Annotated in this window: 16 protein-coding genes; 6 read left to right on the top strand and 10 right to left on the bottom strand. The window is 37.3% G+C overall.

Annotation, left to right across the window (positions count from 1 at the left end; all coding sequences use genetic code 11):
* Positions 1–37: 37 nt before the first annotated feature.
* The 4 genes from queA to ACR30L_RS09935 form a co-directional block, all read right to left on the bottom strand.
* Positions 38–1,087 (bottom strand): tRNA preQ1(34) S-adenosylmethionine ribosyltransferase-isomerase QueA, encoded by a 1,050-nt coding sequence (queA, locus tag ACR30L_RS09950; RefSeq protein ID WP_435237849.1) that lies wholly within the window; start codon positions 1,085–1,087, stop codon positions 38–40.
* Positions 1,088–1,323: 236 nt separating this feature from the next.
* Entirely contained in the window at positions 1,324–1,518 is a 195-nt protein-coding gene (locus tag ACR30L_RS09945; protein ID WP_435237848.1) for a hypothetical protein, read from the bottom strand.
* A gap of 142 nt (positions 1,519–1,660) precedes the next feature.
* Entirely contained in the window at positions 1,661–2,146 is a 486-nt protein-coding gene (locus tag ACR30L_RS09940; RefSeq protein ID WP_435237847.1) for a VF530 family DNA-binding protein, read from the bottom strand.
* Positions 2,147–2,259: 113 nt separating this feature from the next.
* Positions 2,260–3,048 (bottom strand): AraC family transcriptional regulator, encoded by a 789-nt coding sequence (locus ACR30L_RS09935; RefSeq protein WP_435237846.1) that lies wholly within the window; start codon positions 3,046–3,048, stop codon positions 2,260–2,262.
* A gap of 100 nt (positions 3,049–3,148) precedes the next feature.
* On the opposite strand from ACR30L_RS09935, the gene ACR30L_RS09930 reads away from it, so the two are divergent.
* On the top strand, positions 3,149–4,039 hold the full coding sequence (locus tag ACR30L_RS09930) for a DMT family transporter (RefSeq protein ID WP_435237845.1): 891 nt from the start codon (positions 3,149–3,151) through the stop codon (positions 4,037–4,039).
* 15 nt (positions 4,040–4,054) lie between these two features.
* Here the strand turns inward: ACR30L_RS09930 and ACR30L_RS09925 are convergent, their stop codons facing one another.
* Positions 4,055–4,345, bottom strand: a complete 291-nt coding sequence (locus tag ACR30L_RS09925) for a hypothetical protein (RefSeq protein ID WP_435237844.1) — start codon at positions 4,343–4,345, stop codon at positions 4,055–4,057.
* A 407-nt stretch (positions 4,346–4,752) separates the two neighbouring features.
* Here ACR30L_RS09925 and ACR30L_RS09920 point away from each other — a divergent pair, with 407 nt between their 5' ends.
* From ACR30L_RS09920 to ACR30L_RS09900, 5 genes are all read left to right on the top strand, one after another.
* Positions 4,753–5,097 (top strand): NifB/NifX family molybdenum-iron cluster-binding protein, encoded by a 345-nt coding sequence (locus ACR30L_RS09920; protein WP_435237843.1) that lies wholly within the window; start codon positions 4,753–4,755, stop codon positions 5,095–5,097.
* Positions 5,097–5,948: an ATP-binding protein gene (locus ACR30L_RS09915; protein WP_435237842.1), complete on the top strand. Its 852-nt coding sequence runs from the start codon at positions 5,097–5,099 to the stop codon at positions 5,946–5,948. Before ACR30L_RS09920 ends, ACR30L_RS09915 begins: the two co-directional genes overlap by 1 nt.
* Positions 5,945–6,823 (top strand): ATP-binding protein, encoded by an 879-nt coding sequence (locus tag ACR30L_RS09910; RefSeq protein ID WP_435237841.1) that lies wholly within the window; start codon positions 5,945–5,947, stop codon positions 6,821–6,823. Before ACR30L_RS09915 ends, ACR30L_RS09910 begins: the two co-directional genes overlap by 4 nt.
* 34 nt (positions 6,824–6,857) lie before the next feature.
* Positions 6,858–7,217, top strand: a complete 360-nt coding sequence (locus ACR30L_RS09905) for a NifB/NifX family molybdenum-iron cluster-binding protein (RefSeq protein WP_435237840.1) — start codon at positions 6,858–6,860, stop codon at positions 7,215–7,217.
* A 247-nt stretch (positions 7,218–7,464) separates the two neighbouring features.
* Positions 7,465–8,646 carry an MFS transporter gene (locus ACR30L_RS09900; RefSeq protein WP_435237839.1) on the top strand — a complete coding sequence of 394 codons (1,182 nt, stop codon included), beginning with the start codon at positions 7,465–7,467 and terminating at the stop codon, positions 8,644–8,646.
* A gap of 66 nt (positions 8,647–8,712) precedes the next feature.
* On the opposite strand, the gene yghU is transcribed toward ACR30L_RS09900, so the two are convergent.
* The 5 genes from yghU to ACR30L_RS09875 all read right to left on the bottom strand — a co-directional run bounded on the left by yghU (position 8,713) and on the right by ACR30L_RS09875 (position 14,252).
* Entirely contained in the window at positions 8,713–9,549 is an 837-nt protein-coding gene (gene yghU, locus ACR30L_RS09895; RefSeq protein ID WP_435237838.1) for a glutathione-dependent disulfide-bond oxidoreductase, read from the bottom strand.
* Between the two features lie 84 nt (positions 9,550–9,633).
* Positions 9,634–10,299 carry a glutathione S-transferase family protein gene (locus ACR30L_RS09890; RefSeq protein WP_435237837.1) on the bottom strand — a complete coding sequence of 222 codons (666 nt, stop codon included), beginning with the start codon at positions 10,297–10,299 and terminating at the stop codon, positions 9,634–9,636.
* Positions 10,300–10,533: 234 nt separating this feature from the next.
* Positions 10,534–10,887 carry a hypothetical protein gene (locus ACR30L_RS09885; RefSeq protein ID WP_435237836.1) on the bottom strand — a complete coding sequence of 118 codons (354 nt, stop codon included), beginning with the start codon at positions 10,885–10,887 and terminating at the stop codon, positions 10,534–10,536.
* Positions 10,888–11,144: 257 nt separating this feature from the next.
* Positions 11,145–12,995, bottom strand: a complete 1,851-nt coding sequence (locus tag ACR30L_RS09880; RefSeq protein ID WP_435237835.1) for a M3 family metallopeptidase — start codon at positions 12,993–12,995, stop codon at positions 11,145–11,147.
* A gap of 195 nt (positions 12,996–13,190) precedes the next feature.
* Positions 13,191–14,252 carry a hypothetical protein gene (locus tag ACR30L_RS09875; RefSeq protein ID WP_435237834.1) on the bottom strand — a complete coding sequence of 354 codons (1,062 nt, stop codon included), beginning with the start codon at positions 14,250–14,252 and terminating at the stop codon, positions 13,191–13,193.
* Positions 14,253–14,267: the final 15 nt, after the last annotated feature.

Below are 14,267 nucleotides of genomic sequence, written 5' to 3'. Positions count from 1 at the left end.
AATGTTAATTGTACGTATTATTAAAAAATAACACGTATTAGTTGTTTAATTGTTTAGTTAAAAACATTGCATCACCATAACTAAAGAAACGATATTTATTTTCTACCGCAACTCTATAGGCATTATCCATATGTGCTTTTCCGGAAAAAGCGCTGACCAACATTAATAACGTTGATTCGGGGAGGTGGAAATTAGTAATCATTGCATCGATTAATTGAAACTTGTAACCCGGATAGATAAAAATATCGGTTTCGGAGAAAAATGGCGCGAGCGACTGCCCTTTTGCTAAGGTCGCTGCAGCTGCACTTTCCACGGAACGTACCGATGTAGTTCCAACCGCAATAATCCGCCCGCCTTTGGCTTTTGTTGCATTAATTTTATCTACAACTTCCTGAGAAACCTGCGCATATTCACTGTGCATTTTATGATCTAATACTTCATCAACTTTGACCGGTTGAAAAGTGCCCGCTCCAACATGCAATGTAACAAAAGCAAAATCAACGCCCTTTGCAGAGAGTTGATCTAATATTTTCTGATCAAAGTGTAACCCGGCCGTTGGGGCTGCAACTGCACCTGGGTTTTTATTGTAGACGGTCTGATAGCGTTCTTTATCTTCATCGTCATCGGGACGGTCAATATAAGGAGGTAGAGGCATATGCCCGATATCATCGAGAATAGATAAGATATCTTTGTCATCTTCGACTTTAATTTCAAACAAGGGGCCATGACGTTTGACCATCACTGCATCAACACGTTGTTCTAAACGTAATTTACAACCTGGTTTAGGAGACTTAGAGCTTCTCACATGTGCAAGAAAACTTGTATCATCTAAAACACGCTCCACCAGCACTTCAATTTTGCCACCGGTTTCCTTTTCACCAAACATTCTTGCAGGAATAACACGCGTATCATTAAAAATTAAAAGATCATCGGAATGAATAAGATCCAGTATATCTGTGAAATGAAGATGATTTAGTGTGCCGGTTTGCCCATCTACTGATAATAAGCGACTTGCAGACCGATCCGCCATTGGGTGACGTGCAATTAATTCATTGGGAAGTTGAAAAGAAAAGTCTGATACTTTCATCGTAAATAAACCTAGAGAATAAATCGCGTAGTTTATACTGAAACAATTTGAAAATACAGTGATCTGCAGAGTAAGCAATGGTTATGATTATTTATCGTACAAATAGCCGTTTTGTAGCGGTTTAACCGATTAAAACTTTACGATAATTGCATCATAATTTCTAAATGATAAAGGGTAAAAACAAAGTTCAACGAGTAAAAAACGATCTTTTGTATTACCCGTTTCACTTTATTAATTTAAACACTAACGTTAATGTTCTTACCTTTGTTGCCTTCAACAATTGAAGTGGTTGGCGCAACCGATTCTAATAATTGAGTGGCCTGCTGTTTTGCTTGGTCATTGGTGTCTTTTATTAAACTTACATTTACCTTTTCAAGCGTCTCGATTTTTGCCTGTTGATTCATCATCTGTCCAACTGCAGCTAAATCCATCTTCGACCTCCTAAATATAATGTTAAGTTACTGCTATTCTATTCCGATGTAATTCCATCTATGCATCAATATTAACATGCATAAATTTTGACTAAATGTAAAATTACAATAACGTTATCGACTGACTCACCGATTTCTATAGCTATTTATTTTTTAATCCCCAGGGATCAGCAGGATCATCCGAAGGTCCCTTTTTACGTGGTGGTGATGTTGGTTTAGACGCATGCTTAACCGATGTTCTTTTAGGGTTGCGATGAGATGCAGATTTTTCTTTAAACGCCGATGCAGCTTTAGCCTGTGATAATTCGATGGATTCTTTAGTTAACTCCATAGGTGCACGAGGAACAATTCCATCTGCAAAACCTCGTTCTCTTGGTGGCAATAGATATTCAGCTTCATTGGGTTTAGGCATACGTTTAAATTTGTAAAGATAAAAGCCTTCTAATTTTTCACGCGCCCAGGTTGTATTTTTTAAAAATTTCATACTGCCTTTAATCGTTGGGTTGGTTTTAAAACAATTAAAACGCATTGCCGTTGATAAAATATCCCAACCATAAAACGCCACCAGCTCAGTAATTAATTTTTCTAGGCTAAGTCCGTGTAATGGATTATTTTGTTGTGGTGTCATTAGTGCTCCTAAATCTTAACGTTGTAACCAATGAGTGGTTACGGCGATAATGTCAGTCAATTATTTAATCGCTAAATAATGGCCGCGCATTATACCCCTAAACTACCTAATGCCTATAAAGAATGTTTCATTTTATAAAACTCAGGGGTACATTGGGCATATTTTTTAAACATGGTAATAAAAGGACTTGCTTGATTATAGCCAAGGGTAAATGCGATTTCTTTTATTGATCCCCCCTGCTTTAATAGTTCTAATGAATATAGGTAGCGCATTCGTAAACGCCATTCAGTAAAACTGATACCGAGTTCACTTTTACAATGACGAGACAGTGTACGTTCCGTTGTATGTACCGTGTCAGCCCATTCCTGTAAAGAACGAGTATCTGCAGGATTATTTTCCAATGCTGTCAAAATTGGCAATAATAATTTATCACCGCTAGTCGGTAAGAACCGTTCTATTTGTTGAGATGATGAAATTTGATCATATAAAACCTCTACTAATCGTTTATCGGGTTCAGACTTTGCTATTTGTATCTGTCGATGGCGAAGATCGTCAATAATAACTTCCATAATGGGCGTAACCGTTAATAAACAAGCTTGTTCCGGTAAGCATTGTGCTAATTGCTGAATAATATTAATCGAGCAATATGAAATAGGCTTACGATTATAACTATGATGCATAATACCGGCTGGTACCCAAATAGCGTGTTTAGAAGGCGCTAAAAAACGTTTGCCCTGTGCATTCAGTTCTAATATCCCGCCACTGACTAATTGTAGTTGTCCCCATTCATGGCTGTGCAATCGAGTCTCCGTATTAGAACGAAAAGCATCAAAAATAAAGAAAATATCACCAGGCATCTTAGGGTAATGAATAGCCGGTTGTACAATGCGAGGAGATTTCATTAATTGTCTTCCTGAAAGTGCTCAATGTCCGATTAGAGATATATGTAAGTTTATATACATGTCACACTCCATTCAAATAATAAATCAGAGAGCATGTACTATGTATTACTTACTTCCACTCTTTACCGTCTTTATTTGGGGTGGTAATACCATTGTTAATAAAATGGTTGTCAATGAAATTGAACCCAGTGCAATGAGTTTTTTCCGCTGGTTTATTGCAATTATTATATTGTCTCCCTTTTGTTTAAAATCCGTGATTAATTCACGAGAAGTCATTAAACCTTATTTAGGTAAACTTGCTTTACTAGCGTTATTAGGCATGGTGTTAAATCAATCTTTGGGTTATTACGCAGGCTTAACGACAACGGCATCAAATATGTCGATGATTAGTTCACTGATCCCACTATTTTGTATTTTTATTAGTCAACCTTTGTTAGGCAAACAGATTTCTGCAGTGAATATTATAGGCGCAATCATCTCTTTGGTTGGATTAGCCTTTATGCTTGGCAAAGGAGATATCTTCTTTATTTTTCATCAAGCCATTACCATTGGTGATGGATTAATGTTGATCGCATCGATACTTTATGCAACGTATTGTGTGTTATTAAAACGTTGGAAAATGCCACTTACCACTTGGCAGCTTATTTATATACAAGGTCTATTTTCGGTTATTATGCTTTGCCCATTCTGGCTAAGTAGTTACCATCTTTTACCGACATCAGCTTCTTTACCTTTTATCGCCTATGCCGCAATTGCAGCGTCGATCATTGCACCTTGGATGTGGATAAAGGCGATTAACCTTTTAGGGGCAGATACGACAGCAATGTTTATGAATTTAATGCCAATTATCGTGTTAACTATGGCGATCTTTTTTCTTGGCGAGCAAATACATATTTTTCATATCGAAGGTGGTCTATTAGTGATAACTGGCGTCATGCTTGCGCAGATTAAATGGCATAGGAAAACATCAATACAAACTATCAATGTATAAATGGATAGAAAACCATTATTTAATACATCGAAAATATAAATAGGCGGGAGCCATACCGCCTATTTGTACCGACTGATCGATCACTTTTAAGGAGCGATTTCCTCTCGCTGAACAAAAATCCTTAGCTTTTGAAACAGCAGCTCGACTTGTTAGCCCACTATTTTCTTGACCATTTACTTTGATCCCTTTCATATGCGTTGAGACTTTATAAATACCATTGTTTACCAATTCAACTTCCGATGAGGTAACAACGGCACAGCCTGCCGTGGAAAACAAAATAACGATTCCAATTAAAGTGTGCTTCATTCTTTTTTAATCCTTTGAAAATGGCCGATAACAGCATACCGATCCTACCTAAGTTTTATCACGCTGCCAACGATGAACTATATCAAGAAGCAGCATATACAACAGTTGCACCTACATTCATAGAGGATGCTGTTCTGCAACTCTTAACTATTTCATCAATGCATACCTGCAACCAATCTAAACAGCCTGAGTTGTCATTATTAAAATTAACCTTTTAAAATCAATCTATTAAGTTTTTATAAAATTATCTTTCAATATAGGTATACCTATTGCTCTATCTCTACTTACCTATTTCCCTTATGCCTTGATATCTACATTCACAAGAACAAAGGGTTCAATAAAGACATCGATGACGATAACAATAATACGCATTGGTGGTGAAATAAAATTAATAAGGATAAAAACAAATGAAAATTGCGGTTGCAGCAAATATAAATTCAATGGATGGTCAATTAGATAAACAATTTGGACGTGCGCCCGGCTTCATTATATTTGACGACATCTCTAACACGCATAAATATATTGATAATCAAGGTAATAAAAGCTCAGCACAGGGAGCGGGTATTCAAGCGGCTCAAAATATAATTAATAGCGGTGCAACACTGTTAATTTGTAATCAGTGCGGCCCAAAAGCATTAAAAGTACTTAATAGCGCAAATGTCACCGTTTATATTAGCCCGATACAATCCATATTAAATTGTATCGAACAATCTAAAAGCAACAATCTTAATGCTATGAAAGTGGCACAATAATGCAAATAGCTATTGCTTCAGGCAAAGGTGGAACAGGTAAAACGACTTTATCTGTTGCATTAACACAGTCACTCGATCAACCCGTTCAATATATAGATTGTGATGTAGAAGAGCCTAATGGCGATATCTTCATAATGCCAACAAATGTAGTAACAGAAACAGTTAATGTGTTAGTACCAGAAGTTGATCGATCCCTATGTGATGGCTGTGGAGAATGTGCAGATTTTTGCCAATTCAATGCCATTATTTCCCAGGGTGAATATGCCATGGTATTTCCTGACCTATGCCATAGTTGCGGTGGATGCAGCAAAATGTGTCCAAAAGAAGCGATCTCCGAGGTTGAGATACCAATCGGGACAATTACTTCTGGCATCACTAACAATATTTCTTTTGTGCAAGGCCGCTTGGATATTGGTAAAGCAATGTCTCCTCCCATTATTCACGCCGTAAAAAATAAAATAGATGCGGATCAGTTAGCTATTATTGATTGTCCACCAGGGGCTTCTTGTCCAATGATATCAACGGTATCAGATGCAGATTACATTATATTGGTTACTGAACCGACTCCCTTTGGCCTAAATGATCTTGCTATTGCGGTAGAAACAGTACGAAATTTACAACGCCCCTTCGCCGTAGTAATTAATCGTGCCGATGCGGGAGATGATTGTATTGTTAATTATTGTGCTCAAGAAAAAATACGTATTTTGTTACAAATTCCCAATAAAAAATCAGCGGCGAATCAGAGCGCAAACGGTTACTCCATCTTGACTGTTTTTCCTGAATTAAAACAACAGTTAAATGCCATGCTTAATGAGATAAAAATAGAACTTAACGTAATTGGTGCACTATGAAAGAAATTATCATCTTAAGTGGGAAAGGCGGAACAGGAAAAACTAGCTTAACAGCCTCTTTTGCGGCATTAGCCAATCATGCAGTCATCGCTGATTGCGACGTTGATGCAGCAGACCTTCATCTTGTATTAAATCCAACTATTAATAATACACATGACTTCATTAGCGGTAATGAAGCCATCATTAATAATGAATTGTGCGATGGATGTGGGATTTGTAAAGATTATTGCCGATTTAATGCCATTGTTCATGATAGTGATACTAACGAATATTTTGTTGATCCAGCTAATTGCGAAGGCTGTGCTGTTTGTGTGGAATTTTGTCCTGAACAATGTATTGATTTCCCTCAACGACATTGCGGCCAATGGTTTAACTCTACGACCCGCTTTGGTTCAATGGTACATGCCCGGTTAGCGATAGGTGCTGAAAACTCAGGAAAATTAGTCAGTTTAGTACGTGATGAAGCGAGAAAATTAGCACAGTCTCAGCAAGCTGAAATGATTATCGTAGATGGCTCTCCCGGTATCGGTTGCCCAGTAATTGCTTCCATCACAGGCGCTGATCATATTGTACTTGTTATCGAACCCAGTAAAGCAGGAAAACATGATATCGAACGCGTATTGAAATTAGCACAACATTTTTCAATTGATACGTCTATTTGTATTAATCGTTGGGATATTGATAACCAGATAGCATCGGAAATCGAAGCCTTAGCCGCGACATACAATGCTAATTTATTAGGGCGAATACGCTATGACCTCGCCGTGACTCAAGCACAGATTGCAAGGCAAAGTGTTGTTGAATTAACGAATCAGGGCGCGGCTAAAGATATTCGTCAAATATGGGCAAAACTACAAACTTTAATTGAAGACTAAAAAAACAAACAATCACCAACAAAAGGAAATAATAATGAAAATAGCCATTCCGTTAGCAGATGGATTATTAAGTATGCACTTTGGGCATTGCGGTAGTTTCGCAATGATTGATGTTGATAATGAGACCAAACAAATAATTGCTCAACAAGAAATACCTTCACCACCCCATGAACCGGGATTGCTGCCTAAATGGTTAGGCGAACGTAAAGTCGATATGATCATAACGGGTGGCATGGGACAACGTGCTAAAAATTTATTTACCGAGCAATTTATCGATGTCATTGTTGGCGCAAATGCGCAAGCACCTGAAATAGTGGTTAAAAACTACCTCGCTGGCTCGCTCTCATCTGGCGAAAATGCATGTGATTCAGATGGCAGTGAATGCCATTCGTAAATATATACCCGTTACCAATCAAGATGCGTTTATCTGCATCTTAAATGGTAACGGGGATAAATATTGGGAAGTATTAAGATGGCAATAACTAATACTTCCTATCACGCCTTCTTCAATGCTTACACCGCATAAGTTATATAATTTCAATAACGCTTATTTTGTCATACAAAATTGGTGCAGTCATTCACACAAAATATTTGTATAATGAATTACCTATCCAGTAATGAGAATGCCTGTGGAAACAACAATGAAACGTCCAAGTCGATCTTGGCAAACACCCGAACGCTTTTTAATCATTATATCCATTATTGTCCCGATCGCTTTTTCAAGTTGGCAAGTATTGTTAAATAACTTTGTCGTTGAAAAAGCAAACTTTACAGGATCTGATATTGGTTTATTACAAAGCGTTCGAGAAATTCCCGGATTTTTATCTTTCACGGCGGTGTTCTTACTGTTATTTATTCGAGAACAACGGTTTATTATTTTATCTTTAATGTTATTAGCCGTTGGTACCGCAATAACAGGCTTTTTTCCTTCGTTAGGTGGATTGCTCTGTACAACGCTGTTGATGTCGACTGGCTTTCATTACTTTGAAACCTTAAAACAATCACTTTCTCTACAATGGTTAACCAAGGAAGAAGCACCAGAAGTGCTGGGAAAATTAATTTCTGTTGCCGCATTGGCCTCACTGTGTACCTATGGCGGCCTTTGGGTGTTATTAGAATACGTAAAATTAGACTTTAAATGGATTTATCTTCTATCGGGTAGTATTGCGTTAATCTTGATTGCAGCCATTGCCATTTCCTTTCCCGAATTTGAATCTGCAACACCACAGCGAAAAAAACTGGTAATAAGAAAACGCTATTGGCTTTACTACGCATTAACCTTTATGAGTGGTGCGCGCCGACAAATTTTTGTTGTATTTGCAGGTTTTTTGATGGTTGAAAAATTTGGATATTCAGCGGCAGATATTTCATTACTCTTTTTAATAAATTATCTGTTTAACTGGTTATTTGCCAAACGCATTGGTCGATTAATCGGGAAAGTCGGAGAACGTAAAGCATTAATATTTGAATATATCGGATTGGCTATTGTATTCACGGGATATGCTCTGGTTAATACGGCAGAATGGGCGGCCTTTTTTTACGTTGTCGATCATTTATTTTTTGCATTGGCCCTCGCAATAAAAACCTATTTCCAGAAGATTGCCGATCCAGCAGATATGGCTGCAACCGCAGGCGTGTCTTTTACGATTAATCATATTGCTGCCGTTGTTATTCCAGTCACCTTCGGATATATCTGGTTAATATCGCCATCAACGGTATTTTTTATGGGAACAATAATGGCAGGAATTTCATTACTGTTTGCCTGTAACATTCCAGAAATACCCTGCGAAGGTAATGAAACCAGAATATTAAAACTTAGTTAACATAAATAAAAAGCCCCTGAACTAAATTTGTGTTCAGGGGACAGGGAACAAACTGAACTTAATTTATTACTTTTCTAAAAATGCAGTAATATCCGCTGCGCTATGACGCTCAACAAGCATATCAGGGCGATTAACCGTTCGACCGCGTTGTACTGCAGGACGCGCCATTATATCGTTAGCCCAACGAACAACATGTTTATAGCTATCCACTTGTAAAAATTCTGCTGCTTCATAGGAATTATTAATAACAAGATTACCGTACCAAGGCCAAATAGCCATATCCGCGATGGTGTACTCATCACCACTAACAAACTTGTTCTTCGCTAATTGTTTATCTAATACATCTAGCTGACGTTTTGTTTCCATCGCAAAGCGGTTAATTGGATATTCTTGTTTTTCATCGGCATAAGCATAAAAGTGACCAAAACCACCTCCAAGAAATGGTGCTGAACCTTGCGCCCAAAATAACCAATTAAACGTCGTCGTACGTGCAGGACCTTCTTTTGGTAAGAATTGGCCAAATTTTTCTGCTAAATGAACCAAAATAGAGGCAGATTCGAACACATTCACGGGTGCTTCACCTGAATTGTCCACCAATGCCGGAATTTTAGAATTTGGATTAACGTCGACAAAACCAGATGTAAACTGATCGCCTTCACCAATCTTAATAATAAACGCATCGTATTCAGCTTCTTTAATACCTAATGCAAGCAACTCTTCTAATAGGATTGTCACTTTTTGACCATTTGGCGTACCTAATGAGTACAACTGTAAAGGATGCTCACCAACGGGTAATGCTTTTTCAGTACGGGCACCCGCTTCAGGACTATTAATATTTGCCCATTTGTTACCACCATTCGCTTCATTTACCCAAACCTTTGGTGGAGTATATTTAGTTTCCATATAATCTCTCATTATTAACAAAAAAATATTCAGTGATTAGTACCCGTCACTATTCAACTTACGTCACGGGCAGCATTATATTGATTAAAAATTTTGAGGGAATAAAGCACGTTTTGCAACGTCATCAAACTCTGATTTGAAAGTAATCCCCGATGCTATATTACGTGCCTTTTCAACAGCAGGACGTGAATTAATACGTTCAAACCATTTAGCTAAATTAGGGAATTGTGCTAAACCATCATCAAGGACAACTTCTGCTTTATCAATCCAACCCCAAGCAGAAACATCAGCAATGGTAAATTCATCACCAACAATATAATCACGATCAGCAAGGTGCGTATCAAGCACTTGATAATGACGTTGTGCTTCACGTAAATAGCGATTAATTGCATAGGGAATTTGTTCAGGCGCAGCTTTACGGAAATGGACTGACTGTCCAGAATAAGGACCTAAACCAGATGCAATAAACATCAACCAAGACAACATTTCACCACGATCTTCTGCTTTGCCGGCTAATTTGCCAGTTTTCTCAGAAAGATAAAGTAAAATTGCGTTAGAGTCGAACACACGCACACCGTTATCATCGATAGCAGGTACTTTACTATTCGGATTAATGGCTTTGAATTCATCCGTATGCTGTTCTCCCTTTAGTGTATCAACGGCAACTAATTCAAACTCCAATTCAGTTTCTGTTAAATACAAAGCAATTTTCATCGGGTTTGGTGTGTGATGGAAATAAAATTTAAGCATGTGTTTATCCTTTTCAAGGTAATTGAGTAAGTTCGTTGTCGTGTGATAATTAATATAAACAACCCTGAACAATTGTTCAAGTTAAATTTGAACATTCGTTCAAAACTTTAGTCTAAATAACTTAAACTCAATTCGATTGCTTAGCAAAATTGAAGATATTGATTCATTAAAGAAAAGATTTATAACGAACAGGAGAGAATATGAATAAAAGAGCTTAACGGCGTAAGCCCTTTTTTAGATGTAATAAGCAATAAGACTGCCTAGGGCGATAACGAGTAATAGTTCGAAATAATAAATTTGATTATCATTTAAACGGCGATTACGCGGAAAAACCAAAGCGATGCTAACAAGCGTGATCCCAAAACACCCCCACAGCGCATATAAAAAAATCGATAAATGCGTCGGCTCCCAAGTCGAACGAATATCCAAATCCCAATAACGGACTAAACCGTATTCTATTTCGGGACGCGCATAATTAAATGCAAACACAGCAAGCCAAAAAAGGCCCCATGAAATAAAACCTAGCCATAAAAATGAACGTTGTAACAAATCTGGTTTTTGGCGTCTTTCACGTCGTAATTGATGCATGCTAAGGACTCCTTAAAATAATCATAAACGGATAAATGATGGCACTTTATCTGCTTCATCATCTAGCCGTTACTTATACCAATTGTATTAAATATGTGATCTAAATTTTGCGCTGGAAAATGGTTTAGTTTGAGGCGAAAGTTGATGTAAATGGTTGTTCCCTTTACGAAACTTTCAACAAAGAAATAAACTATTTTAACCAGCAAAATAGATCCACTAATTATTACGATTGGTATTATATTCGACAAATTGGAAAGTTAACTGTTATCACCATAACGGGCAGTAATATAATGTTCAAATTGTTCACATAACGTATTATCTGACAACTTATTATCTGCAAATGACTCTGCACCATCCACAATACAGATAGAGGCATTGAGTGATACAGGTGCAAGTTGTTCACGTGACATCGCTGCACTTATTTTTTGTTGTGCTAGCTGCCATGCCTGGGCACTGGTTTTATTACATTCATTAGCTAAATATTCAGCTGAAAAACCTTCCCCAGTTAAGCTGCACAATGTTGCATCATGGCTAACACTATTGCCAGTTCTCCAATAATGTTCAGCTAATAATGGTCCAATTTTAGGATTATCAGTTAAGTAACCGAATTTTTCAGTGAAATACGCACGAGTTTGATAAACCGCCATATGTGCTAATAAATAACCTTGATAAGAACACGCCGCTTCTTGAGATAACAAATGTGGAATTGCAAGTAATGGACGTGGACTGACACTTAACCCTAAAATGCGTTGTTCTGTTTCACGCGCAAGTTGCGTAATTGCCTCTGCCGTTAACGATGACTCATCGCTGCTATATAATGCCCACTCAAAATAAGGGACAACTAAAATACTACGTTCCTGAAATGCTTTAAAGGGTTGTTTCGCATCAATAAGTGCTTGGATCACATTATCAGGAATGACCTCTCCCTGTGCGTTGTATGCATAACGTTTCAGCCAATCAGCATCATTCAGTAAACTATCGCAAAACATGGATTGGGTTTCAGCATAAGCCATTGATGTCGGTGCAAACTCCTGCGAAAAGCACGGTGAATTTAATTTCACATTAGCAAAATGCGCAGCATGTCCACCTTCGTGGAACAACGTTTTAATACCATCGGAACCACTACCTACTTGATCTGGTTTGGCATTACTGGTGAAGTTAATTTTACCAGGCTGCCAGCTGCCATCGGCTTTATAAAACGACGGCATTGGGCCATGACAAAAACCATTTTGATATTTACCACTACGGTCAAGTAAATCTAAGGTTAAATCGGCATTGGAATAGTCGATATTTAATCGACCAAAGGACTCAATCCAACGACGTAATGATTTTGAAAAAGGTAAATAAGGATCAAGTTGACGTGCAGCGTCGCCACTGTACATATAACTAAAATTATGACCAGCTATTGCTGAATCCCCTTTTTGCTTGGCTAGTTGGGCAATACTTTCGGCATTGCGATCGCGTGTGCGCAATTCAAAATCATCGAGAATATGAAATAGTTGTTCCGGTGTCATTTGCTCGGTTTTATTCACTTTATAATCAAAGAAATTACGGAAACCTTGTTGGCGAGCAAAGGCATTACGCTGTTTGACTAACTCAATATAACCATTATTTAATACCCATTGTTCAAGATCCAAAAAAGCTTGATGGGCAGATTGTCGGACATTTTCATTATCATTAGCACGAACCGTCGCACCAAGTACAGATAATGATGCCTGTTGACGCTCTCCGTCATTATTTTGAAAATACATCAAGTATTGCTGACGTTTAGCAAACAACTCAGATTCGGAATGAATCAAATCAGCCATTTGCTGACGCCCTGCCTCACTTTCAATCGCATTTGCCTCGAAAAAAGCCAACCAACCTTGTAAACCAGCAATAAGCGCATTATCTGATTGTGCTTGCTTTTCTAGTGTCCAAAGATGACCTCGAATAACGTCGATTCGTTCAGGATTAGAAACAAACTCGCTGAGTTGAGCTTCGGCCTTTGCAAATCCATCGGTATCATCACTTGTGCCCATATAAGTCGACCAAAATAAGTCCTCTTTACGGCAATGTAATACTAAATAGTCGTCATTAAGTTGGTTAAAATAGTCCTGTGGATTCACAAATGTTGTCCTATTAGTTACTAAAAATAAATAAGTGGTAAGTAATATAATCTTAGTTAAAATAAAAATCTATAGATTCTCATTATTTATAAAAAACCAATCATAGAAAGTACTTAGGATTAACTTCATTAAAAACAACATAATAAAAAGCATTAAATATGTTAATACTTATTACGATAATTCAGGTAGTAACGTTTAATCAAAGTCATTCAGGTCGGTTTTCTTTTTCCAAAACCAATTAATTGAAGGGCCGAAACTAAACCCTGTACATGTCACCACTACCATCATTAATATCCAAGTCATTTCATCGAGCCATTGATTCGGTAATATTTCAAATAAATAACTGTAGGTCATTGCAATAATATTAAAAATAGATGGCGTGATTTCAGTCAATATAAAAATCAGAATAATATTGGCAGCTAACACAGAAAAGCCCCCCATCATCCCAACCCACAGTTTATCTAAAATGCCAAAATCAGCCACTTTGACATGTTTTTCATAATAAAAACTAATGATAAAAAGACCAATAAATGGAAGAATAAGTATATTTATTTCAATAAGATAAATAGAGAATGCATAAATAAAGGCAGTGGTTGTACTAATAATCAGGGACAATAATATGCCTTTAAAACGATTCGTTGGTAGTTCCATTGGAATCATGTCATCATCAAAATCATCATCTAATTCAATGAGTTGATTTTCGTTTTGTTGTATCTCAAGTTGTTTTATAAAGCGTGTTGTAATGGTGTTAATAACCGTTTCACGATCTAATTCCCCAAGTTGTTTCAATGGAATCGCGATCTCATTCAACCCACCAAAGGCTGCGCCCATCGTTGCATTTAAACCACCCTTCGCGAGTTTATTCATGCGAGACTGTGTGACAAATCCAATAAAGTCATTATGATTCAAGGAATATTCAGAGATATCGACGACATCCTCCCAACGTATCGTTTTCTTAATAAACAAACTGTTAATGCTAATAGTCTGCTCCGTTACCCAGATTTTGTTCTTTTTAAATACATTTTGATAAAAAATGGAAACAATAAATAACATTCCCAGTACAGGTATAAACACGTCAAAAATAATAATATGAAAAAACACAGCCCCTTCAGCTTCTTCAATCGGCATAATAAAAGGGATGGCAATAAACAAACATCCCATAATAAACAAAATAGCCACGAGCTTTAATGCAAAAATGGGTGTTATGGTTAAAGGGAGAGGATAAGTTTGAGCGCGAGAATTGTTATCAAGATCCATGATTAATTATTCCGT

It is taken from the genome of Psychromonas saccharinae, from assembly GCF_051201515.1.
GTDB lineage: Bacteria > Pseudomonadota > Gammaproteobacteria > Enterobacterales > Psychromonadaceae > Psychromonas.
This window is presented reverse-complemented; position numbering and strand designations above follow the sequence as displayed.

What these genes read in the sequence shown, in the direction of transcription:
- queA (WP_435237849.1), bottom strand. Translation starts at nt 1,087, where the DNA reads ATGAAAGTATCAGACTTTTCTTTTCAACTTCCCAATGAATTAATTGCA.
- ACR30L_RS09945 (WP_435237848.1), bottom strand. Translation starts at nt 1,518, where the DNA reads ATGGATTTAGCTGCAGTTGGACAGATGATGAATCAACAGGCAAAAATC.
- ACR30L_RS09940 (WP_435237847.1), bottom strand. Translation starts at nt 2,146, where the DNA reads ATGACACCACAACAAAATAATCCATTACACGGACTTAGCCTAGAAAAA.
- ACR30L_RS09935 (WP_435237846.1), bottom strand. Translation starts at nt 3,048, where the DNA reads ATGAAATCTCCTCGCATTGTACAACCGGCTATTCATTACCCTAAGATG.
- ACR30L_RS09930 (WP_435237845.1), top strand. Translation starts at nt 3,149, where the DNA reads ATGTATTACTTACTTCCACTCTTTACCGTCTTTATTTGGGGTGGTAAT.
- ACR30L_RS09925 (WP_435237844.1), bottom strand. Translation starts at nt 4,345, where the DNA reads ATGAAGCACACTTTAATTGGAATCGTTATTTTGTTTTCCACGGCAGGC.
- ACR30L_RS09920 (WP_435237843.1), top strand. Translation starts at nt 4,753, where the DNA reads ATGAAAATTGCGGTTGCAGCAAATATAAATTCAATGGATGGTCAATTA.
- ACR30L_RS09915 (WP_435237842.1), top strand. Translation starts at nt 5,097, where the DNA reads ATGCAAATAGCTATTGCTTCAGGCAAAGGTGGAACAGGTAAAACGACT.
- ACR30L_RS09910 (WP_435237841.1), top strand. Translation starts at nt 5,945, where the DNA reads ATGAAAGAAATTATCATCTTAAGTGGGAAAGGCGGAACAGGAAAAACT.
- ACR30L_RS09905 (WP_435237840.1), top strand. Translation starts at nt 6,858, where the DNA reads ATGAAAATAGCCATTCCGTTAGCAGATGGATTATTAAGTATGCACTTT.
- ACR30L_RS09900 (WP_435237839.1), top strand. Translation starts at nt 7,465, where the DNA reads ATGAAACGTCCAAGTCGATCTTGGCAAACACCCGAACGCTTTTTAATC.
- yghU (WP_435237838.1), bottom strand. Translation starts at nt 9,549, where the DNA reads ATGGAAACTAAATATACTCCACCAAAGGTTTGGGTAAATGAAGCGAAT.
- ACR30L_RS09890 (WP_435237837.1), bottom strand. Translation starts at nt 10,299, where the DNA reads ATGCTTAAATTTTATTTCCATCACACACCAAACCCGATGAAAATTGCT.
- ACR30L_RS09885 (WP_435237836.1), bottom strand. Translation starts at nt 10,887, where the DNA reads ATGCATCAATTACGACGTGAAAGACGCCAAAAACCAGATTTGTTACAA.
- ACR30L_RS09875 (WP_435237834.1), bottom strand. Translation starts at nt 14,252, where the DNA reads ATGGATCTTGATAACAATTCTCGCGCTCAAACTTATCCTCTCCCTTTA.